Here is a 21,701-nt window from a genome sequence, read left to right as displayed (position 1 = left end):
CACATGGACACCCCTTGGTTGTGCCGCTAGGCTGCGCGCAAGGAGAGGGCCATGGCCAAGGATGACACATCCCAACTTCCGACATTCCGCACGCGGGGGTTGACCAAAGTCTACGGCGAGGGGGCGGCTGCTGTGCATGCCTTGCGTGGGGTAGACCTGACCATTCCCAAAGGGGAAATGGTGGTTCTGCTGGGCCCGTCGGGGTCTGGGAAATCAACGCTTCTCAATATCATCGGTGGGTTAGATCGGGCGACAGATGGCGCCGCGTTTTTTCAGGATCAGAACCTGAGCGAGATGAACGACCGCGCGCTGACGCTCTATCGGCGAGACCACGTGGGGTTTGTGTTTCAATTCTACAATCTGATGCCAAGCCTGACCGCGCGGGAGAATGTTGAGCTGGTCACCGAGATTGCCGATGATCCGATGGAGGTGGAAGAGGCGTTGCGGCTGGTTGGGCTGGGCGAACGTATGGATCACTTTCCGGCGCAAATGTCGGGCGGAGAGCAGCAGCGTGTGGCGATTGCACGGGCAATTGCGAAAAACCCGACGGTGCTGTTTTGTGATGAACCCACCGGGGCGCTGGATAGTAAAACAGGGCGGCAGGTGCTGCATGTGATCAATGACATCAACCGGGATTTGGGCGCCACAGTGATGATAGTGACCCACGCCGCGGCGACAGCGCAGATGGCGCATCGGGTGATCCATTTTGCAGATGGGGCGATCCGAGAGGTGGTGGAAAATGACACGCGCCTTAGCCCTGATGAGATTCATTGGTGATGTGATGCGGGCGCTGGATCAGAAACTCCTGCGCGATTTGTGGCGCATCAAGGGACAGGCCGGGGCGATTGCTTTGGTTGTCGCAGTGGGCGTGCTGTTGTTGGTGATGATGTCTGGCATGATTTCCTCGCTCGAGGAAACGCGGACCACCTATTATGAGCGCTATCGGCTGGCGGACGTATTTGCACCGGTGACGCGCGCCCCCAAGAAGATGCTGGACCGGCTGGCGGAAATCCCCGGCGTGGATGCTGTGGAAGGCCGCATTCAGGGTGGCGCTCTGGTGGACATGGCAGGGCAGGACCTGCCGGTGCGGGCGCAGGTGGTCTCGCTGCCGGAATGGCGGGAGCCGCGTTTGAACGGTGTCTATCTGGCCGAAGGGCAGATGCCGCAGGCGGGGCGCAACGATGAGGTGCTGATCCTGCGCAGCTTTGCCAAGGCGCATGATCTGGCGCTGGGCGACCGATTGGCCGCAACGATGCATGGCAACCGGCGCGATTTTCGCGTTGTTGGAATTGCGCAGGCGCCGGAGTTTTTGTTCAACGTGCCTGCGGGGGAGTTTGTGCCAGATGACAACCGTTTTGCCGTTCTGTGGATGAACGAAGAGGCGCTTGAGGCGGCGTTTGACCTGAAAGGCGCGTTTAATGAAGCGTTGCTGTCACTTGAGCGCGGGGCGCAGGTGGAGCCGGTTCTGACGGCGGTGGATGCACTTCTGGCGCGCTATGGCGGGCTGGGCGCCTATGGCGTGGGTGATCAGATGAGCAATCGGTTCCTGAGCGAGGAAATCAAGGGATTGAATGCCACGGCCAAGGCGGTGCCGCCAATCTTCATGGGAGTCGCGGCGTTCCTGCTTTACATCGTGATTAGTCGCATGGTGCAGGCGGAGCGCGAGCAGATCGGATTGATCAAGGCCTTTGGCTACACCGATGTGGAGGTGGCGCTGCATTATGTGAAGCTGGTGATTGTGATCGCGCTGACTGGCGCTTTGTTGGGCTGTCTGGGGGGCGTTTGGTCCGGGCGATTGTTGGCTGGGGTTTATCAGTCGCTGTACCACTTCCCGTTTTTGGTCTTTCGCGTGGAGCCATCTAGCTTTGCTGCGGGTATCCTGGTGAGCGTCTTGGCGGCCGTCGTCGGTGGGGCGTCTGTGTTGCGCCGGGTGTTTGCCCTGACACCAGCGGTGGCGATGCGGCCACCGGCGCCTGCGGATTTCTCGCGCTCCGGCGCCATTTCAGACTCACTCAAGCGGTGGCTTGATCAACCCAGCCGCATGGTGCTGCGGCGGGTGATGCGCAATCCGGGGCGGGTATTTGGCGCGGTGATTGGGATTGCGGCGGGCATGGGGCTTTCTTCGGCACAGTTGTCGGTCATGTCGGGATTTAACGACGTGTTGGATAAGACCTATGGCGTGGTGGATCGCAGCGATGTGGCGGTGACGTTCTTTGAGCAGATGCCGGAAAAGACGGCGTTTGATCTGGCACATCTGCCGGGGGTTATCGAGGTGGAGCCAACACGCGCGGTCAGCGCTGTGCTGCGCCACGGGCCGGAATACTATCGTGGCGGGATCACGGGGTTGGTGCCTGGCGCGAAGTTGTCGCGTGCGTTGGATAAAGACGGCGCGGATATTGAAATGCCGACGCGGGGCATCGTGTTGGCGAAGGCGTTGGCCGATATTTTGAATGTGCAGCCGGGTGGGACCATCACGGTGGAGGTGCTCGAAGGGCGGCGGCCTGTGCTGGAGCTGCATGTGGCGCGGATTGCGGACACGCTGTTGGGTGCGCCAGCCTATATGCAGCTTGAGGCGCTCAATACGGCAATGAACGAGCCGGGGCGGATTTCTGGCGCATTTTTGCGTGTGGACGCAGAGGCTTATCCGGCCTTGTTTGCAGCGCTCAAGGATGTGCCGAAAGTGGCGGGGGTGACACGCAAGGATGATGCGCGTGCAGCGATGAAAAAGCTGATGGATGCGGGCGCGGGCACGATGCGGTTTGTGATGGCGGCGATTGCCGGGATCATCACCTTTGGCATTGTGTATAACTCGGCGCGGATCAGTTTTGGCGAGCAGAGCCGCGATTTGGCCAGCTTGCGGGTGATGGGGTTCAGTCAGGGTGAGGCGAGCTTCATTCTGTTGGGTGAACTGGCGCTGGTGGTGATCTTGGCGATCCCGGTGGGCGTGCTGATTGGCTATGGGCTGTCGTTTTTGGTGGCGGCAGGGTTCAGCACGGACCTCTATCAAATCCCCACCGAATTTAAGGCGGATGCCTATGGCGTGGCCGGTGCGGCGGTGGTGTTGGCGGCTGTGATCAGTGGCTGGCTGGTGAAACGAGAAATTGGCAGGGTGGACCTTGTGGCTACGCTGAAGACGAGGGAGTGAGGGCATGGCAAAGCGGCGACAATCGCGCAAAGGGCTGACACTTGTGGCGGCAGCTGTTGTGGGCGCAGGGCTGGCAGCGGCGTTTTGGCCGCAGCCGATGCTGGTGGATATGGGAGAGGTGAAACGCGGGGCGATGATGATCACCGTGGATGAGGAAGCGCGCACACAGGTGCGTGATCCTTATGTGGTGAGCACGCCCATTGCGGGCCGGTTGATGCGGGTGACGCTGGAGCCGGGGGATTTTGTTGAGAAAGGCAAAACCGTAGTGGCGCGCATGTTGCCAACTAATCCGGCAGCGCTGGATATCCGCACACGGGAGCAGGCCAACGCGGCGATTGCGGCGTCGCAGGCGGCGTTGCGTGTGGCGGAGGCGGACCTCAACAAAGCCATGGCGGATCGCGATCTGGCGGATGATGATGTGCAGCGCGGGCGCAAACTGTTTGCGCAGGACACCATTTCTCAGGCGGCATTGGATCGTCTGGAAGGCACAGCCCGCAGTATGAATGCTATTGTCGATACGGCGCGGGCGGCAATTTCCATGCGGGTGGCGGATTTGAAAAATGCGCGGGCGCGGTTGATCAGCTTTGACGATCAAGGGCTGTATGATGCGGCGACAGGCGCGGATGCGACGCCAATTGATTTGCCAAGTCCAATTTCCGGCCGGGTGCTGCGGGTCATTCAGAAGAGCGAGACCACCTTGGGTGCTGGGGCGCCGATTTTGGAAGTGGGTGACACGCAAAGTGACCTGGAGGTGGTTGTGGAGTTGTTGTCCACTGACGCGGTGCGCGTGGATGTGGGCGACCGGGTGCTGATCACCAACTGGGGCGGCGCAGGTGATTTGGAGGGGGAAGTGGAGCGGATCGATCCGTGGGGCTTTACCAAATATTCGGCGCTGGGCGTGGAAGAGCAGCGGGTGAACGCGGTGATCCAGTTCACCGATGATCCAGAAGCGCGGGCAACACTGGGCCACGGGTTCCGGGTGGAGACGCGGATTGTGGTCTGGGAGGCCGAAGACGCGTTGATTGTGCCATCGAGCGCTTTGTTCCGTCAGAATGGTGGCTGGGCAGTATTTGTTGCCGATGACAGTGGAGTGGCGGTGCTGAAATCCGTGACGCCGGGGCGCAACAATGGGATTGAGGCCGAGGTTTTGCAAGGTTTGGAGGTTGGCACGGAAGTGGTTCTGTATCCTTCAGCTGGGTTAATCGATGGCACCAAGGTTGCGCCGCGCGTGGCGCAATAAGTCTCAGAGGGTGAGTGTGCCGGTAATGCCGTCCTGCACTGCGCCGCCAACCCAAATATCACCGCCGTCTTGATGAACATGCACCCGGCCTTTGCGGCCGAGAAGCGTGCCCTGGGCCGCGATATAGTTTCCGTCGGCAATGCCGTCGGCCAGCAGCCATTGTGCGATGCCGGCGTTGAGGCTGCCAGTGACGGGATCTTCGAAGCCCCCCGCGGAGAAGGCGCGGACTTCGAAGTCAAATCCGTGACCTGTTTCGCCCACCGGGGCCACCAATCCAATGCGCATGCCTTTGAGGGCCGCATAGTCTGGTTTGGCTTGCAGCAGCGTTTGGCGGTCCTTCAGCAGGAGCGCAGCCCAGCCGGGGCCGTTGTCGACCCATGCGGCGGCTTCAACGTCTGACGGCGATAAATCAAGCGCAGCAGCGACACGTGCGCTTAAGTCGGTCTCAAGCGGACCGCTGTGTCGCAAAGGTGGGGCACAGAAAAACAGCCGCCCGGTGTCGCGGCGAATGTGGATCAGACCGGCGCCGCATTGTTGCACCACGTCGTCGCCCTGTGGCTGCCCTCCTTGGGCCAGCCAGACGTGACAGGCGCCAAGGGTTGGATGACCGGCAAACGGCAGTTCTTGCAGTGGCGTAAAAATGCGCACGCGGTAGTCGGCAGCCTCGTCTGTCGGATGCAATAGAAAACAGGTTTCGCTGAGATTGGTCCAATGGCTCAACTGCGCCATCTGGGTTTGCTCCAGCCGTTCTGCATCCGCCACCACGGCCAATGGGTTGCCGAAACTGGTGTGATCAGAAAACACATCAACTTGGGAAAACGGAAATACAGCGGTCATGGCATCATCACTTGGATTGGGGAGGATTTGAGAAAGTCTCTCCTTGGGTCTCCGACCCAAGGGCGGAAACTTGTGTGTAACTTAGTTTAATCCACAACTTATTGCGTTATCCACAGATATTTTGCTTTACAGGCGAGTCTTGGCCCACCACCATATGTTGTAATGAATGTGGACTTATCCACAGGTCTTAGAGCAGACACCAAGCGTTAGGGAGCTGCCACTCCCTCACCGCGATAACAAAAAGAGGTGGCGCCATGGCATTATCCGAGCAGTTTCTCGAGGAAGATCTGCACCCGATCGACATTGTCGAGCATATTGCCGGGGTGCGGGACTGGACCTTTGAGCGCATTGCGGACGATCAGATTGCCATGGAAGTGGAAGGCCAGTGGAAGACCTATTCCATCACCTTGGCCTGGTCTGCGTATGATGAGACGTTGAAGCTTGTGTGTTCGCACGAAGCACAGCCGCCCAAGGAGCGGCTGCCCGCGCTTTATGAGACCCTGAATGCCGTAAACGATGAGTGCTGGGCGGGGGCGTTTACCTATTGGGGCAAACAGCAGCTGATGATCTATCGCTATGGTTTGGTACTCGCCGGCGGACAGGTTGCCAGCCCGGATCAAATTGATGCGTTGATCCGTGAAGCCATTCAGAATTCCGAGCGGTTTTACCCGGCGTTTCAGCTTGTGGTCTGGGGTGAGAGAACTGTGAAAGATGCAATGCAAGTTGCCATTGCAGAGGCCTACGGGCGGGCGTAACACTTGCCCCTGAGGAACAGAGGGGGCTTTCATGAACATCACAGATGTGGCCAAACGCGGTCTGGTACTTTTGGGCTGTGGCAAGATGGGATCTGCCATGCTGCAAGGTTGGTTGGCGGATGGATTGCCTGCCAGCAGCGTGTGGGTGCAAGACCCCTATCCAAGTGACTGGGTGCAAGGCAGCGGCGTGCATGTGAACGCCGATTTGCCAACGGCTCCTGCGATTGTGTTGATTGCTGTGAAGCCGCAGATGATGGCGGGTGCGCTGCCGGTTTTGGCGGCGATGGGCAATGGTGAGACGTTGTTTGTGTCTGTCGCGGCGGGCGTGTCGATTGCCACATATGAAGACATTCTGGGGGCGCAGACACCGATTGTGCGTGCCATGCCCAACACGCCCGCAGCGGTGGGCAAAGGCATCACGGCAATTGTCGGGAATGCCCCGGCGGGCGCAGCTGGGCTGGATGCATCCGAAGGCTTGTTAAAAGCGGTGGGGCAGGTTGTGCGCTTGGACAACGAAGGTCAGATGGACGCGGTCACTGGCTTGAGCGGCTCTGGGCCTGCCTATGTTTTCCATATGATTGAATGCATGGCTGCGGCTGGTGAAGCGCAGGGCTTGTCCCCGGAGCTGTCCATGGCATTGGCCAAAGCCACGGTGGCCGGTGCGGGTGCGCTGGCAGAGGTGGCGGATGAAACGCCGGAACAGTTGCGTGTGAACGTGACCAGCCCAAATGGCACCACGCAGGCGGGGTTGGAGGTGTTGATGGACACGTCGGACGGATTGCCGCCGCTGATGATCAAAACCGTGGGTGCGGCCGCAGAGCGCAGCCGGGAGCTGGGCAATGACTGATGAAATCGACTTTGACGATTTTTTGAAGGTCGACGTGCGTGTCGGGACGGTTGTGCAGGCGGAGCCTTTTCCAGAGGCGCGCAAACCGGCGATCAAACTTTGGGTGGATTTTGGTGAGCAGCTTGGCACACGCAAGACGTCCGCGCAGATCACCGCCAACTACGATCCCGCCTCCTTGGTGGGCAAACAAGTGCTGGCTGTGGTGAATTTCCCACCGCGGCAAATCGGAAAATTCATGTCCGAGGTGCTGGTGCTTGGACTGCCGGATGACACCGGTGAAATTTCTTTGATAGGCCCGGATGGGCCGGTCCCAAATGGAGGACGCCTACATTGAAAAGCCTTTTGATCACACGCCCACTGCCAGATGCGGTTTTGGAGAAAGCCCGTGGGGCCTTTCAGACCACGGTGCGCCTGAATAATATGCCGATGCAGAGCGACGAGTTGCGGGATGCGCTGCGCAATTTTGATTTGGTCCTGCCCTCGTTGGGGGATGCCTTTGATGCGCAGGTGTTTGCGGATGTTTCTGCGCCGCGGTGTAAGCTGCTTGCCAATTTTGGTGTGGGCTACAACCACATCAATGTTGAAGCGGCGGCCAAGGCCAACGTGTTGGTGAGCAACACTCCGGGGGCTGTGACCGATGCCACGGCAGATGTGGCCATGACCTTGATCTTGATGAGTGCGCGGCGGGCTGGTGAAGGGGAGCGTCTGGTGCGCGCCGGTCAGTGGAAGGGCTGGCACCCAACCCAGATGTTGGGCATGCATGTGAGCGGTAAAACCGTCGGCATTGCTGGCATGGGGCGCATTGGACAGGCGATTGCGCAACGCTGTCATTATGGCTTTGGCATGGCGGTGAAATACTGGAACCGCTCAGAAAAAGACCTGCCCTTTGCGGCAGAACGCCTAGAGAGCCTAAGCGCTTTGGCGGCGCAGGTGGATGTGCTGGTTGCGGCAGTGCCAGGCGGGGCGGAGACCCAACATTTGTTTGATGCGGAGATCTTTGGCGTCATGCAAAGCCATGCGCATTTCATCAATATTTCCCGCGGCGAAGTGGTCAAGGAAAGTGCCTTGGTTGCGGCGTTGCAAAACAACGAAATTGGTGGCGCGGGTCTGGACGTCTATGAATTTGAGCCGCGTGTTCCAGATGCGCTGCGCAAGCTCGACAACGTTACTTTGTTGCCGCATCTCGGCACTGCAGCTTTGGAAATTCGCACGCAAATGGGGCTGATGGCAGTGGGCAACCTGTTGGCCTATGAGCAAGGGGAAACCCCGCCCAATCTGGTCTGATCTTAGGTCAAGTGGCCTGAAACCTCTCCGTTAGGCTGAGGCTGGTCCGGTCCTGCGGAAAAGATCATGCCTCAGGCGTGTCGCCCATGGCTTTGCGCCAATGGCGGCGGCACAGCGACACATAGCTTTCATTGCCACCAATCTGCACCTGTGCGCCTTCTTGAAGCACATTGCCGTGTTCGTCTTGGCGCACAACCATGGTGGCTTTCTTGCCGCAATGACAAATGGTGCGCACTTCGCGCATTTCATCTGCCAGAGCCAAAAGCGCGGCGGAGCCAGGAAAAAGTTTGCCTTGGAAGTCGACGCGCAGCCCGTAACACATGACCGGCACTTTTAGGTCGTCCACTGCGCGGGCCAATTGCCAGACCTGATCCTCGTTCAAAAACTGCGCTTCATCAATGAACACACAGGCCACAGGCCCTTTTGTTAGTCTGGTCTTGATGGTGTCGAGCAGGTTGGAGTTGGCATCAAACGTATCCGCTTTGTCAGAAATTCCGATGCGGGAGGCAATGTGGCCTTCCCCCGCGCGGCTATCCAATTGAGCCGTCAGCAAGTAGGTGTCCATGCCGCGCTCGCGGTAGTTGTAAGATGCCTGCAAAAGCAAAGTCGATTTGCCGGCGTTCATGGTGGAGTAGTTGTAGTAAAGTTTGGCCATGGCCGCGTGATAATCCGCATTTGCTGTGGGGATCAAGGCTGTGCTGCTCAGATCGTTGCGGAAAATTTGAAGCGTCGTATTGGGGTCTCGGTTTGAGCATCTTAAATGTGAAACGCGACCCGTCACATCGTGGCATTGCCATGGGGATGATGAGGCCGGGTCGCGTGGCCAAATGGCCAGCGGAATGTGAGTGACAGATCACACACCGCTTTCCTGGGTCCGGCCCCACCCGCCGGAAACTAATACGTTCGGATAAGTATCCGAGTCACTCACAGTCGGATGTAATGCATCCGGTCTTTCTCAAATGCCAAATTCGGGGTAAGCGATGTATGGGAAAAGAAAGACCGCTTTCCCCCTCGGGCGTCAGACCGCGCATTTTTGGGGGGAGGCCACTTAATGTACGGTTTGGGAATTAAGCATATGAGCGTGGTGGACAGCTATCTAAAGAAGCACTCCGAGGCTTTGGTTAAAGACGTAGGAATTGAGGCAGCTTGTGAGCTGACCGGGAAATCCAAGGCCACGCTGGGCCGTTATTATTCCAGTCATGACGAACACGCGGATCGGTTTATGCCAATTGACGCGGTTGCCGCATTGGAAGAGGCCGCGTCTTATCCACATGTCACAGCAGCTCTGGCGGAGCTCAAGGGCAACTCATTGAGCCATGACAACCGGCGGCGCAATTCTGCGGACAAAGGTGGAGTCAACTCTGACGTGATCGCTTTGAGCCAGCGGTTTGCGATGTTGATGGGCGAATACAACCAGTCTATCGAAGACGGCATTATCACCATGAATGAAGCCAAGCGCCTTTTGCGCGAAACCGTGGCGTTGCAGCAGGTGCTTGTGGACATGAAGCTGCATCTGGAAGAAGAATCGGTCTAAGCCATGCGCGACCCCTCCCGGCGTCGGCCACTTTTACAGGCCGAACGCCACATTCCGGAGCTGCTGCAAGGGTTTCTGGTGGATCTGGAAACCACGCAGAGCTCGGCGGAGGTGTGGACCCTAATTGTTGAGGTGGGGCGGACATTGAATCTGCCCTACATTGATTTCATTTCTGCGAGTAATTTTGCGGATTGGAAAAAGACGCTCTTCATTCGCACGTCATATGACAGCACCTGGCTGAATAAGGTGAATGAAGACCCGGATGTCTCAAAGTGGAGTTACTTCCGAACGCATGCGGTGCACCATCTCACGCCGGTTGCCGTGGGGATCGAATTTGTCGACGAATACCATCACATGCCAGAGGCGCGCCATGTTGTGCTGCAAGAGGCGGCGCGGCGCGGCATACGCGCGGGATTTTCCATCCCGTTGCGATGGCACGCGCCCCCGCAGGCGGGGCTGATCACCTTTTGTGGGGACCACAGCAAGCGGGAGATGAAGCACATCATTCAGACTCATGGCTGGGTTCTACAAGCGGTCGCGACCATGGGACACCAAGCCTATCATGGCCATTTTGCTGCAGAATTTACCGACCGGAATAAGATATCCGACAAACAGCGTGAGCTGCTTGAGATGATTGGTGCTGGGTTGCAGGATAAGGTGATAGCGGAGCGGTTGGGCGTGTCTGTGTCCGCCGTGCGGCAGCGAATGAACAATATCCTGAGTAAAACCGGCCTGTCCAATCGGGCTGATTTGGCGGCTTTGGCGATGAGCGCAGGGCTGGTCGAGCACCCATTGCATCGCATGAGTGACGATGATGGCAGCATCCTGGTGGAAATGGGAGTGCCGACAATGGGCAAGACCCGGTACCGGCATCGGAGACAATAGAGGCCGCGAAACAAGAGGCTGTGCAATCAAAAACCAAGGGCACCAAAAAATAAGGTGGCCCAGTGATCTGGGCCACCCTAGCGTCATGAAAAGACCTTTAGGGAAAAAAGTGCACGGGTGTGCATACAAACCTCCGCACGGGACAGCGCAGAGTAGAAGGGGATCAGTAGAAAATCACCTCTCGAACCCATTGTCTCAGAATGCCTGGGGAAGCATCACGACGAGACAACGGCTCCCTCCAAAGACCATGCTAGCGCAAATTGGTCTGGCTGTCTCTTGTGCACAACTTAGCAACCATCGTTACGATAGCTGCCAATTACGATAGGTTTTATTGGATTAACTGTTAAAAATTACAGTCTGTGCACCGCGGCATACCGAGAAATTCGAATCGTTCGCCTGTTAATGACGCTTCAACAGCACGGATCCTACAGAATATCCGGCACCAAAAGAGCAAATCACACCGTAGTCTCCGGGGGCCAAATCATCGGAATACTTGGAGAAAGCGATGATAGAGCCAGCAGACGACGTGTTGGCGTAGTCCTGCAGGATGTTTGGTTGCTCATCTGCATCTGGCGTGCGGCCAAGCACCTTTTTGCCAATGAAGTCGTTCATCGACTTGTTGGCCTGATGCAGCCAGAGGCGACGCAGGTTGTCTGGCGCCACCCCTTCGGCCTCAATGTGAGCCAACATGTGGGCAGAGACCATGGGCACCACCTCTTTGAACACTTTGCGGCCGTTTTGCATGAACTGCATGTCACGACGGTCGACCACGCCATCCGGGCGGGAGCGGCGCAGGAAACCATTGTTATTGCGGATGTTGTTGGAGAATTGTGTGGCACAACGGGTGGAGATGATCTCGAAGTAGTCGCCTTTGGCGTCCTCATCGCGCTCAATCACCGTTGCTGTGCAGACATCGCCAAAAATGAAGTGACAATCGCGGTCGCGCCACTCCAAATGGCCGGAGCAAATTTCCGGGTTCACCACGATAGCTTTGCGCACGGAGCCTGAGCGGATCATGTCGGCGGCAGCTTGTAGACCAAAGGTGGCGGAGGAACAGGCGACGTTCATGTCAAAGGCAAAGCCGCCAGCACCCAATTCTTTTTGAATTTCAATGGCCACGGCCGGGTAGGCGCGTTCCATGTTGGAGGCGGCACAGATCACCAGATCGATTTCGGAGGCGTCAATACCAGCTTTGGCGAGGGCTTTTGTGCAGGCATCCAATGCCATTTCAGTCATCACACCGGGTTCGTCATCGCTGCGTTGGCGTAGTTGCGGGTGCATGACCTCTGGGTTGAGCACACCTTTTTTGTCCAGAACATGGCGCTGTTCGATGCCGGAGGCCTTAAAAATGAATTCGCTGGAGGAGTGTGGCAGTGCCTCCATGTCGCCTGCGGCAATCGCCTCGGCGTTCTCCGCGTTCATCCTGTCCGCGTAAGCGTTGAAGGCTTCCACAAGCTCGTCGTTGGTGATGATCTGCTCGGGGGTGAAAACACCGGTGCCGGTGATGGCAGGCTTAAACATACTTGGCCTCACAAAGTTCTGGTGGGGCGCAGCTAGGCGGTATTTACGCCAAAAGGTCAAGAGTTTCCCCTAGGGCAGATCCGGCGTCGGCCTTGTTTCGCTGATCTGCGAGGGAGCAAGGGGCCAGCCCCTTGCTTGCAGCCGCAAGCGCACCCCCGAGATATTTGGGGAATGAGAAATTGGCTTAAAGGAAAGGCGCGTCCGGGTAGGTGACGCCTGCCAGGTACAAACCTTGTGGCGGGCAGACCGGGCCACAAGCGGCGCGGTCGCGGGCCTCCAGCGCAGCGGTCACATCGTCGGGGGACCAAGTGCCCGCGCCAACCCGTTCCAAAGTGCCGACAAAGCTGCGCACCTGATTGTGCAGGAACGAGCGGGCGCGGACGTGGAAGTGGATTTCCGGACCGCCTATGGTGTCGATGTGCTCGATGCGCAACGCGTCGAGGGTTTTTTGTGGACTGGCGGCCTGACAGATCGAGCTGCGGAAGGTGGTAAAGTCGTGGTTGCCAATCAGGCGATCCGCCCCGGCCTGCATGGCCTCGGGGTCCAGATCATGTTTGACCTGCCAGACCAATCCGGCCTGATGGGTGGCCGGGGCACGGCGCATCAGGATGCGGAACAGGTAGCGGCGTTCGGTGGCCGAGAACCGCGCGTGCCAGTCATCGGCGACTTTGGCGCAGTTGGTGATCGCCACGGGGGCTGGTTTGAGCTGAAAGTTCAACGCTTCTGAGAGGCGAAACGGGTCCCAATCCTTTTCCATGTCGCAATGCGCCACTTGCGCCAAGCCATGTACGCCTGCGTCGGTGCGGCCCGCAGCAGCAATGGTGTGCTCGCGGGGCTCCAATTTGGCCAAGGCAGCCTCAATCGCGCCTTGCACAGAAGGTTGGTCTGCCTGCCTTTGCCATCCGGCAAAAGGGGCTCCGTGGTATTCAACTTGCAAGGCGTATCTGGGCATGGGCGTGCGATAGCCCATCGGGCGGGGAAATTGAAGCCTTTCTGCCCACTGGAAATGACGCTGGGCCGCGCATAGGTTGAAGGCGAACCATGTAAAGGGGCCAAAAGCTTGGTCATTTCCACACTTGCAGACGGGGTGGCCCGTCAAATCGAAGCGGTCACTGACAGCGTCACGGGCGTGTTTGAGCCGGTGGTGCGGCTGGGTGTGACCGGCTTGGCACGGTCCGGCAAGACGGTGTTTATCACCTCCTTGGTGGCTAATTTGCTCGATCGTGGGCGGATGCCGCAGCTGGTGGCCAATGCCGAAGGCCGCATTGAAGCGGCGTTTTTGCAGCCGCAGCCGGATGACCTTGTGCCGCGATTTGATTTTGAGACCCACTTGGCAGCGATGACCGGGCAAACGCCGCATTGGCCGGACAGTACGCGGGCAATCAGCGAAATGCGGGTGTCTCTGCGGGTGCGGCCCAATGGGCTGTTGTCCGGACTTCAGGGCGCCCGCACGGTGCATCTGGATATTGTCGACTATCCTGGGGAGTGGCTGCTGGACCTTGGCTTGATGGACAAAAGTTTTGCGCAGTGGAGTGCGGAGGTTTTGGACCGCATTGCTGGGCGTGACGAGGCGGCGGAGTATCTAGGGCTGGTGGCAGCCATGGATGGCGCGGCGGAGTTGGATGAGCCAAAAGCGCAGGCCTTGGCGGCGGCTTTTACCGAGTATCTGCACGCGGCGCGGGGCGCGGGGTATTCCGATTGCACACCCGGGCGGTTTTTGTTGCCCGGCGACTTGGCAGGCTCGCCCGTGTTGACTTTTGCGCCTTTGGCCGCGGTGGGAAAGCCGGTGCGGCGGTCTATGTGGCGGACCTTTGAGAAGCGGTTTGAGGCTTATAAGGCGCAGGTCGTAAAGCCGTTTTTCCGCGATCATTTTGCACGGATCGACAGGCAGGTGGTTTTGGTAGATGTCTTGGGTGCGATCCATGCGGGGCCGCGCGCGGTGGAGGATATGCGCGGGGGGCTGGCGGATACGCTGGCGGCGTTCCGACCTGGACGGAATGCGTTTCTGAGACGGTTGTTGATGGGCAAGCGGGTGGAGAAAATCCTGTTTGCGGCGACCAAGGCGGATCACTTGCACCACAGCCAGCACCCGCAATTGACCAACATCATGCAGGCGTTGACGCGAGAGGCGGCGGATCGGGCGCAGTTTGCCGGTGCCAGCACTGAGGCGCTTTCCTTGGCGTCGTTGCGGGCCACAGTGGAGGAGACCGTGACGCACGAGGGGCATAAGCTGAACTGTGTACGGGGGCGTTTGTTGGAGGATGGGCGGCAGGCGGCGTTTTATCCGGGCGCTTTGCCGCTGGATGCCAACGCGCTGCTGAACCCGGCCAAAGACGGCGCGGAAAAGTGGCTTGAGCAGGACTATCAGGTGATGAAGTTTGCCCCTGCGGCGAACACGTTGCGGCCTGGAGATGGGCCGCCCCATATCCGGATGGACCGTGCGGCGCAGTTTTTGATTGGAGATATGTTGTGAGTGTTGCGCTGCGAGAAGCAGAAGAAGGCGATGCCAAAGAGATGGCGGCAATCCTGCAAAGCTGGTTGGAGGACACGCCCTGGATGCCAGTCCTACATACACTGGCAGATACAGAAGCGTTCTGTGGGCACTTAACGAAAGCGACGGATTGCTGGGTGGCTGAGGAGGCAGGGGAGGTGACTGGCTTTCTGGCGCGGGACAAGGATTGGGTTACGGCGTTGTATTTGGCGCCGGAGGCGCGGGACCGTGGGATCGGGCGTGCGTTGCTGGCCGAGGCCAGCGTTGGGCGTGATGCGCTCCAGCTTTGGTGTTTTCAGAACAATGAGGGCGCACGGCGGTTTTATGAACGTCACGGCTTTGTGGTGGAAGAGGTTACCGATGGCGCAGGCAACGATGAGAAGTTGCCGGACATAAGGTTTGTGTGGCGCAGAGCGCAGGAGATGAGCCAATGACCAACGGACCGGTTTTGATTGAGCTTGAGGATCAGGCGGCGCCGGAGGTGGCGGAGGCTGCGCCGGTGCCGGAGCTACATGCGCCTGCGCCAAGCGGGCAGGCCATGCAGGTGGCGGCGCAGTTGGCGGCGCGTAAGCCAAGCCGGTTGACGCGGTGGTTCTGGGCGCTGGTTGGGATGTTTTTGAGTGCCGCTGTGTCTATGGCGGCCTGGGATTTTGCCACAGGCATGGTGGCGCGCAATCAATACCTCGGCTGGGCCGTGACGGCGATTGGCGGGGCGGCGCTTTTGCTGGCGCTGCTGATCATTCTGAAAGAGCTGGCCGGACTGGCCCGGCTTAAGCGGGTGGACGGCTTGAAGGCGCGGGCGGATACGGCAACGCAGAGCCACGAGATGGGGCAGGCGCGGGACATTGTTGACGAGCTTTTGCGGTTCTATCGCGGGCGCGAGGATCTCGCCTGGGGGCGGGACAGCTTGGCCAAGCATAGCAATGACGTGCTGGATGCGGATGCGTTGATGGCTTTGGCGGAGCGTGAATTGATGACACCGCTGGATCAGGCAGCGCAGCGCGAGGTCGAGGCGGCGGCGCGGCAAGTGGCGGCTGTTACGGCCTTGGTGCCGTTGGCGTTGGCGGATGTGGTTGCGGCTTTGACGTCCAACATTCGCATGATCCGGCGGATTGCGGAGATTTACGGTGGGCGCTCAGGCACACTGGGCAGCTGGCGGCTGTTTCGCGCGGTGATGACACATTTGGTGGCCACCGGCGCTGTGGCCGCGGGCGATGACCTGATTGGGACCATCGCAGGTGGCGGGGCTTTGGCGAAGCTGAGCCGTCGCTTTGGGGAAGGACTGGTCAATGGCGCATTGACCGCGCGGGTTGGCGTCGCCGCGATGGAGGTATGCCGTCCACTGCCGTTTGGTGTGGGGCGTCGGCCCTCGGTGGCGGGCTTGGTGAAGCGGGCGCTGACCGGGCTGTTTTCAAAGAGTGAAAGCGGGGTGTAAACCGGCCGCCATTTGATTGGGCGCAAATACATGGGGGGCGGCACCTGATAGGCTTGCGGTATGAGCCAGTCCCATGGGCATAGCCAGAAAGAGATCGAAAATCGGATCGCAAACCCGCCGGGGCGGGGGCTTTTGCGTGACGTCGTTTATGGCGGCATTGACGGGTCGGTGACGACCTTTGCGATTGTGGCGGGTGTGGCCGGGGCTGGATTGTCGCCGTTTGTGATTGTGGCGCTTGGCATTGCCAATGTGCTTGCGGACGGGTTTTCCATGGCGGCGGGCAACTTTCTGGGGACCAAGGCGGAACTGGACGACGCCAAGCGTTTGCGGGCGGTGGAGAAGCGGCATCTGCTGGAGCATCCGCGCGGCGAGCGGCGGGAAATCCGCGAGATTTTGCGGCTGAAGGGGTTAGACGGCGCAGTGCTGGAAGCGGCGACTGATGCCATTCTTGCCAAGGAAGAAGCGGCGGTTCAGTTGATGCTGGAGGGCGAATACGGGCTGGCAGGAGTTGATCCGCACCCAAATCGGGCGGCGATTGCAACGTTTCTGGCGTTCCTGGTTGCGGGGCTGATCCCGCTTTTGCCGTTTTTGTTTGGTGTGCCCGAGGCGTTTCGGGTGTCAGCTGTACTGACCTGCGCCACCTTCTTTTGCATCGGTGCAATGAAAGCCAAGTGGTCGCTGGATCCGTGGTGGCGCTCTGGGTTGGAGACACTTGCGATTGGCGGTGTGGCAGCGGCGATCGCCTATGGGGTGGGCAGTTTGTTCAACGGAGGATGAAAATCGCTGAGGGAGGCGCCTGACCCTGGGTGGGGGCTGAAAGCGCCCTCCCGTGGGGAGGGTCGGGCGCGTTCCGTGCTTGCAGCACGGCACCATTTGTTATCTTAGAATCGGCACGCCGCCGGGGCCCTTCATCTGTTCCACAACACCCGCGCGTAGGCTACGTCCGATGCGATGCGCCAGCGCGGACCATGCGGCGGCCTGATCCGGGCGCAGCTCAGTGCGCAGGGTCAGATCAAACAACCCCAACCACGCATCAAACATACCCGGCCGCACATTGCCTGCGTCGCGGTGTACCTTCAGCGGATTGCCATCATAGGAGCGCTCATACAGGATCGCGTTGGCCCAGAAATTCACAATTTTAGCCTCATGCTTGGGCCAATCTTCAATATGCACAGCAAAGACCGGCCCCAAGCCGGGATGCTGCCGCACCATTTCGTAAAACGCGGCCACAACCCGAGCGATCTCGTCGCGGGTCACATCAAATTTGGGGGGCAGTGGTGCCATAGGTCTCTCCCTGTTGCGGGAGAGATAGGGGATCGGTGCGCCGGCGACAAGCATCGCCGCTTTACCATATGCACAGAGCGCCCTATAAGGCGCTTATGACGCAGATATTCGCAATTATTATTCGAATTATCAGCCCGGCGCTCTGAACCTACGAGCCGCCGGGACAAGGCGCATGGACTGCCGCGCCGCCCCTCGATTTTCCGCTAAGACCGCCCGAGAAGGACCGGACAGATGTGTGCCGAAACACCTGAATACAAACAAACCTTGAACCTGCCTAAAACCGATTTTCCAATGCGCGCTGGGTTGCCCAAGCGCGAGCCCGCGTGGCTGGAGCGTTGGGAAAAGATGGGCGTGTATGACCGCCTGCGTGAGAAAGAAGGCCGCGAGCCGTTTATCCTGCATGACGGTCCGCCCTATGCCAACGGCCACCTGCATATCGGTCACGCGCTGAACAAAACCATCAAAGACATGATTGTACGCTCCCATCAGATGATGGGCCGCGATGCGCGCTATGTGCCGGGCTGGGACTGTCACGGGCTTCCAATCGAGTGGAAGATCGAGGAGCAGTACCGCAAAAAAGGCAAAGACAAAGACGCGGTTGATATTGTTGAGTTCCGCCAGGAATGCCGCAAGTTTGCGGAAGGCTGGATCGACATCCAGCGTGAGGAATTCAAACGCCTGGGCATCACCGGCAACTGGCCTGATCCCTACATCACCATGGACTATCACGCCGAGGCCGTCATTGCCGATGAGTTCATGAAGTTCCTGATGAACGGCACGCTCTATCAGGGTTCCAAGCCTGTGATGTGGTCGCCGGTGGAGAAAACCGCGCTGGCCGAGGCTGAGGTGGAATACCACGACAAAGAGAGCTTCACGATTTGGGTGAAGTTTAAGGTCGCCAACGAAGACAGCGATCTGAAAGATGCGCAGGTTGTGATCTGGACCACGACGCCTTGGACAATCCCGTCCAACAAGGCGGTCGTGTATGGTGCGGACATTGCGTATGGCCTCTATGAAGTCACTGGCACGCCAGAAGAAAGCTGGGCCAATGTTGGTGACCGCTTCTTGCTGGCTGACAATCTTGCCGGCGATGTGATGACACGCGCGCGTCTGGACGCAGACATGTGGACCCGCGTGCGTGATGTTTCTGCTGACGAACTGTCCGGTCTGGACTTGAAGCACCCGCTGCATGGCGCAGAGGGTGGCGAAGGCGAATGGGATGATCTGCGCGATTTCCGCGCGGCGTCGTTTGTGACCGACACTGAAGGCACCGGTTTTGTGCATTGTGCGCCGTCTCACGGTATGGAGGAATTTGAACTCTACCGTGATCTGGGCATGCTGGAGCAGGTTCTGACATACAACGTCATGGACGATGGGGGCTTCCGTAAAGAGCTGCCGTTCTTTGGTGGCACTTACATCCTGAACCGCAAGGGCAAGGAAGGCGACGCCAACAAAAAGATTATCGAAAAGCTGGTCGAAGTTGGCGGCCTGCTGGCGCGTGGCAAGATCAAGCACAGCTATCCGCACAGCTGGCGTTCCAAAGCGCCGATCATCTATCGCAACACGCCCCAGTGGTTTGCGTCTGTAGATCGCAAGCTGGATGACGGCAAAAGCGAGATGGGCGACAGCATCCGCGAACGCGCGCTGCGCTCGATTGATGAGCTGGTGAAATGGACTCCGCAAAAGGGTCGCAACCGTCTGTACTCGATGATCGAAGACCGCCCGGATTGGGTGCTGTCGCGTCAACGTGCCTGGGGCGTGCCGCTGACCTGTTTTGTCAAAAAGGGCCTGCTGCCAACCGACGAAGGCTTTCTGCTGCGTGATCCTGAGGTGAACGCCCGTGTGAAAGCGGCCTTTGAAGAAGAGGGTGCGGATTGCTGGTACATGGATGGTGCCAAAGAGCGCTTCCTGGGCGACGGCTACAGTGCCGATGAATGGGAGCAGGTGTTTGACGTGCTCGACGTGTGGTTCGATTCAGGTTCCACCCACGCGTTTGTGCTGCGCGACCGTGAGGACGGCGTGGCCGACGGCATTGCCGACGTCTACATGGAAGGCACCGATCAGCACCGGGGTTGGTTCCACAGCTCGCTGCTGCAGGCCTGTGGCACCAAAGGCCACGCGCCCTACCGCAATGTTGTGACGCACGGCTTCACGCTGGACGCCAAAGGCAACAAGATGTCCAAGTCCTTGGGCAACACCATTGTGCCAGAGAAGATCGTGCAGCAGTACGGTGCAGATATCCTGCGCCTGTGGGTGGCGCAAACCGACTACACCGCAGATCAGCGCATTGGTCCGGAGATCCTGAAAGGTGTGGCGGACAGCTATCGCCGTCTGCGCAACACCATGCGGTTTATGCTCGGATCGCTCTCTGAGTTCACCGAAGCCGACCGTGTGGACGCGGCCGATATGCCGGAGTTGGAACGTTGGGTGCTGCACCGTTTGGCAGAGCTCGATCAGCAAGTGCGCAAAGGCTATGCGGAGTTCAACTTCCAAGGGGTTGTGTCGTCGGTCTTGAACTTTGCCACGGTAGAGCTGTCAGCCTTCTACTTCGATGTGCGCAAAGACGCGCTCTATTGTGACGGCGACACGCTGAACCGCCGCGCGACGCGTACCGTGCTCGACATCCTGTTCCACCGTCTGACCACTTGGTTGGCGCCGGTGATGGTGTTCACTATGGAAGAGGTCTGGCTGGAGCGCTTCCCGGGTGATGACAGCTCTGTGCACCTGATCGACTTCCCTGAGACTCCTGCGGATTGGCTCAACGAGCCGTTGGCCGCAAAATGGGCTGGGGTGCGCGATGTGCGCCGTGTTGTGACCGCCGCATTGGAAATCCAGCGGACGGACAAAGTGATTGGCGCGTCGCTTGAGGCGGCACCAGTTGTGCACGTGCGTGACGCGGATGTGGTTGCGGCGCTGAAATCGGTGAACTTTGCCGACATCTGTATCACTTCCACCATCGAGGTGAGCAACGACCCGATGCCTGCCGAAGCTTTCCGCCTGCCGGAAATTGAAGGTGTGGGTGTGGTGTTTGAAAAAGCCGATGGTGAGAAATGCCAGCGGTGCTGGAAAATCCTGCCGGATGTGGGCCAGCACAGCCACGCCGGTGTCTGTGGTCGGTGTAACGACGCATTGAGCTAATTTGCGCTCCAAATGATGCGCATTCTGAGGCGTCCCGCTTGCGGGGCGCCTTTTGCTTGGGCAGTGTGGCGTCATGTTGAAGTTGACCGTAGACACGCCGACCGGCCCGATGACCCTTTGCGAGAAGGACGGCGCGATTGTGCGCGCCGAATGGGAGAGCGGCGGTGTTGATGATACGCCTCTGTTGCGCGAAGCCGCTACGCAGTTGCTGGCGTATTTTGACGACCCCGTGCAGGGATTTGATCTGCCCCTGAAGGTGGAGGCGTCCGCGTTTCAACAACGTGTCTGTGACGCCATGTTGGCGATCCCGCTTGGGGAAACCCGCACCTATGGCGAGTTGTCCAAAGACCTGGGTGTGCCGGCGCAAGCGATAGGGCAAGGCTGTGGCGGCAATCCCATCCCGGTGATCATTCCCTGCCACCGTGTGTTAGGCGCAAACGGGCTCGGTGGATTTTCCGGTCTTGGCGGTGTGGAGACCAAGGTTTGGTTGCTCAAACACGAGCGGGCTGGCGGCTTGCTAATCTAATCAAAGCGTTTCGCGGTAGATGAGCTGCTGCGCGGCACCTGCGAGCGTCAGGTAGACCGAGGTGGCAACCAGCCCCCAATGCGCCCAGCTTTCCGGATGGAAATCCACCCAGGCGGCCCAACCGGCAAAGAAGGTCCAGCCCAAGGCCATTGGGAAGGTGACAAACCGCCAGCGTTCGGTGCGGGTGGGGTGCACAAATTTGATCGGCAGGAACATGGTGACAGCAAGCACGGTCACAAGCGCGAGGCTGACCCAGAAGTTGGGCTCCACCGCAAAGATCACAATCACCAGCATGTTCCAGCAGCCGGGGAAGCCGGAGAAGGAATTGTCTTTGGTTTTCATGCGCGTATCCGCGAAGTAGAGCGCGGAGGCAAAGGTGATGATGATGATCGCAAACCAGCCGGTCCAGCCGTCCATAAGCCCGGATTTGAACAGCGCATAGGCCGGGATGAAAACATAGGTCAGATAGTCGATGATCAGGTCGAGCAGAACCCCGTCAAACTCCGGCGCGTTTTTCTTCACGTGGTAGTGACGCGCCAAAGGCCCGTCGATGCCATCCACAAAAAAGGCCACCACCAGCCAAAGGAACATCAGGCTCCATTTGCCGTCTACAGCGGCCAGCATGGCCAACATGGCAAAGACTGCGCCCGTGGCGGTGAGGAGATGGACGGCGAGGGCGCGGGTACGAATGTTCATGGGGGTGTCATGCCGGAATTGCCGCATGAGTGCAACGGTTGTGCGCCCCTGCTGCGGAATGAGGGGTGCACGGACGGGAGCCT

21 protein-coding genes are annotated in these 21,701 nt (G+C 59.0%); 15 read left to right on the top strand and 6 right to left on the bottom strand.

The window, feature by feature from the left end:
- Positions 1 to 51 precede the first annotated feature (51 nt).
- The 3 genes from QOL67_RS14280 to QOL67_RS14270 are packed head-to-tail and all read left to right on the top strand — an operon-like array spanning position 52 to position 4,385.
- Positions 52 to 777 (top strand): ABC transporter ATP-binding protein, encoded by a 726-nt coding sequence (locus QOL67_RS14280; RefSeq protein ID WP_283426646.1) that lies wholly within the window; start codon positions 52 to 54, stop codon positions 775 to 777.
- A complete protein-coding gene (locus tag QOL67_RS14275) occupies positions 740 to 3,145 on the top strand; it encodes an ABC transporter permease (RefSeq protein ID WP_283426645.1) in 2,406 nt (801 codons plus the stop codon). The genes QOL67_RS14280 and QOL67_RS14275 overlap by 38 nt, the downstream gene beginning before the upstream one ends.
- A gap of 4 nt (positions 3,146 to 3,149) precedes the next feature.
- A complete protein-coding gene (locus QOL67_RS14270; RefSeq protein WP_283426644.1) occupies positions 3,150 to 4,385 on the top strand; it encodes an efflux RND transporter periplasmic adaptor subunit in 1,236 nt (411 codons plus the stop codon).
- A gap of 3 nt (positions 4,386 to 4,388) precedes the next feature.
- Here the strand turns inward: QOL67_RS14270 and QOL67_RS14265 are convergent, their stop codons facing one another.
- The gene (locus QOL67_RS14265; RefSeq protein ID WP_283426643.1) at positions 4,389 to 5,222 is read right to left on the bottom strand and encodes a PhzF family phenazine biosynthesis protein; all 834 of its coding nucleotides are present in this window, start codon (positions 5,220 to 5,222) and stop codon (positions 4,389 to 4,391) included.
- 254 nt (positions 5,223 to 5,476) lie between these two features.
- Here QOL67_RS14265 and QOL67_RS14260 point away from each other — a divergent pair, with 254 nt between their 5' ends.
- From QOL67_RS14260 to QOL67_RS14245, 4 genes are read left to right on the top strand one after another with little or no spacing between them, the layout of a single operon-like run.
- Positions 5,477 to 5,977 carry a type III secretion system chaperone family protein gene (locus QOL67_RS14260; RefSeq protein ID WP_283426642.1) on the top strand — a complete coding sequence of 167 codons (501 nt, stop codon included), beginning with the start codon at positions 5,477 to 5,479 and terminating at the stop codon, positions 5,975 to 5,977.
- A 31-nt stretch (positions 5,978 to 6,008) separates the two neighbouring features.
- A complete protein-coding gene (proC, locus tag QOL67_RS14255) occupies positions 6,009 to 6,824 on the top strand; it encodes a pyrroline-5-carboxylate reductase (protein WP_283426641.1) in 816 nt (271 codons plus the stop codon).
- Positions 6,817 to 7,158 (top strand): tRNA-binding protein, encoded by a 342-nt coding sequence (locus QOL67_RS14250; RefSeq protein ID WP_283426640.1) that lies wholly within the window; start codon positions 6,817 to 6,819, stop codon positions 7,156 to 7,158. The genes proC and QOL67_RS14250 overlap by 8 nt, the downstream gene beginning before the upstream one ends.
- Positions 7,155 to 8,108, top strand: a complete 954-nt coding sequence (locus QOL67_RS14245) for a 2-hydroxyacid dehydrogenase (RefSeq protein ID WP_283426639.1) — start codon at positions 7,155 to 7,157, stop codon at positions 8,106 to 8,108. The genes QOL67_RS14250 and QOL67_RS14245 overlap by 4 nt, the downstream gene beginning before the upstream one ends.
- Before the next feature lie 64 nt (positions 8,109 to 8,172).
- On the opposite strand, the gene QOL67_RS14240 is transcribed toward QOL67_RS14245, so the two are convergent.
- Positions 8,173 to 8,763 carry a thymidine kinase gene (locus tag QOL67_RS14240; RefSeq protein ID WP_283426854.1) on the bottom strand — a complete coding sequence of 197 codons (591 nt, stop codon included), beginning with the start codon at positions 8,761 to 8,763 and terminating at the stop codon, positions 8,173 to 8,175.
- Positions 8,764 to 9,183: 420 nt separating this feature from the next.
- Here QOL67_RS14240 and QOL67_RS14235 point away from each other — a divergent pair, with 420 nt between their 5' ends.
- Positions 9,184 to 9,642: a hypothetical protein gene (locus QOL67_RS14235; protein WP_283426853.1), complete on the top strand. Its 459-nt coding sequence runs from the start codon at positions 9,184 to 9,186 to the stop codon at positions 9,640 to 9,642.
- A gap of 3 nt (positions 9,643 to 9,645) precedes the next feature.
- Positions 9,646 to 10,527: a helix-turn-helix transcriptional regulator gene (locus QOL67_RS14230; RefSeq protein ID WP_283426638.1), complete on the top strand. Its 882-nt coding sequence runs from the start codon at positions 9,646 to 9,648 to the stop codon at positions 10,525 to 10,527.
- A 399-nt stretch (positions 10,528 to 10,926) separates the two neighbouring features.
- Here QOL67_RS14230 and QOL67_RS14225 read toward each other — a convergent pair whose 3' ends face one another.
- Both QOL67_RS14225 and truA read right to left on the bottom strand, forming a co-directional pair.
- The gene (locus QOL67_RS14225) at positions 10,927 to 12,048 is read right to left on the bottom strand and encodes a beta-ketoacyl-ACP synthase III (RefSeq protein WP_283426637.1); all 1,122 of its coding nucleotides are present in this window, start codon (positions 12,046 to 12,048) and stop codon (positions 10,927 to 10,929) included.
- Positions 12,049 to 12,232: 184 nt separating this feature from the next.
- The gene (gene truA / locus QOL67_RS14220; RefSeq protein WP_283426636.1) at positions 12,233 to 13,000 is read right to left on the bottom strand and encodes a tRNA pseudouridine(38-40) synthase TruA; all 768 of its coding nucleotides are present in this window, start codon (positions 12,998 to 13,000) and stop codon (positions 12,233 to 12,235) included.
- A gap of 108 nt (positions 13,001 to 13,108) precedes the next feature.
- Here truA and QOL67_RS14215 point away from each other — a divergent pair, with 108 nt between their 5' ends.
- From QOL67_RS14215 to QOL67_RS14200, 4 genes are read left to right on the top strand one after another with little or no spacing between them, the layout of a single operon-like run.
- Complete coding sequence (locus QOL67_RS14215; protein WP_283426635.1) at positions 13,109 to 14,521, top strand: YcjX family GTP-binding protein; 1,413 nt, start codon at positions 13,109 to 13,111, stop codon at positions 14,519 to 14,521.
- Entirely contained in the window at positions 14,518 to 14,973 is a 456-nt protein-coding gene (locus QOL67_RS14210; protein WP_283426634.1) for a GNAT family N-acetyltransferase, read from the top strand. The genes QOL67_RS14215 and QOL67_RS14210 overlap by 4 nt, the downstream gene beginning before the upstream one ends.
- The gene (locus QOL67_RS14205) at positions 14,970 to 15,974 is read left to right on the top strand and encodes a YcjF family protein (protein WP_283426633.1); all 1,005 of its coding nucleotides are present in this window, start codon (positions 14,970 to 14,972) and stop codon (positions 15,972 to 15,974) included. Before QOL67_RS14210 ends, QOL67_RS14205 begins: the two co-directional genes overlap by 4 nt.
- A 60-nt stretch (positions 15,975 to 16,034) precedes the next feature.
- Positions 16,035 to 16,751, top strand: a complete 717-nt coding sequence (locus QOL67_RS14200) for a VIT1/CCC1 transporter family protein (protein WP_283426632.1) — start codon at positions 16,035 to 16,037, stop codon at positions 16,749 to 16,751.
- Between the two features lie 99 nt (positions 16,752 to 16,850).
- Here QOL67_RS14200 and QOL67_RS14195 read toward each other — a convergent pair whose 3' ends face one another.
- On the bottom strand, positions 16,851 to 17,258 hold the full coding sequence (locus tag QOL67_RS14195; protein WP_283426631.1) for a group III truncated hemoglobin: 408 nt from the start codon (positions 17,256 to 17,258) through the stop codon (positions 16,851 to 16,853).
- 231 nt (positions 17,259 to 17,489) lie between these two features.
- On the opposite strand from QOL67_RS14195, the gene ileS reads away from it, so the two are divergent.
- Both ileS and QOL67_RS14185 read left to right on the top strand, forming a co-directional pair.
- A complete protein-coding gene (gene ileS, locus QOL67_RS14190) occupies positions 17,490 to 20,396 on the top strand; it encodes an isoleucine--tRNA ligase (protein WP_283426630.1) in 2,907 nt (968 codons plus the stop codon).
- A 73-nt stretch (positions 20,397 to 20,469) separates the two neighbouring features.
- Entirely contained in the window at positions 20,470 to 20,922 is a 453-nt protein-coding gene (locus QOL67_RS14185) for a methylated-DNA--[protein]-cysteine S-methyltransferase (protein WP_283426629.1), read from the top strand.
- On the opposite strand, the gene QOL67_RS14180 is transcribed toward QOL67_RS14185, so the two are convergent.
- A complete protein-coding gene (locus QOL67_RS14180) occupies positions 20,923 to 21,618 on the bottom strand; it encodes a CDP-alcohol phosphatidyltransferase family protein (RefSeq protein ID WP_283426628.1) in 696 nt (231 codons plus the stop codon).
- Positions 21,619 to 21,701 lie beyond the last annotated feature (83 nt).

Source organism: Shimia sagamensis (assembly GCF_900182745.1).
GTDB classification, from domain to species: Bacteria; Pseudomonadota; Alphaproteobacteria; order Rhodobacterales; family Rhodobacteraceae; genus Shimia; species Shimia sagamensis.
This window is presented reverse-complemented; position numbering and strand designations above follow the sequence as displayed.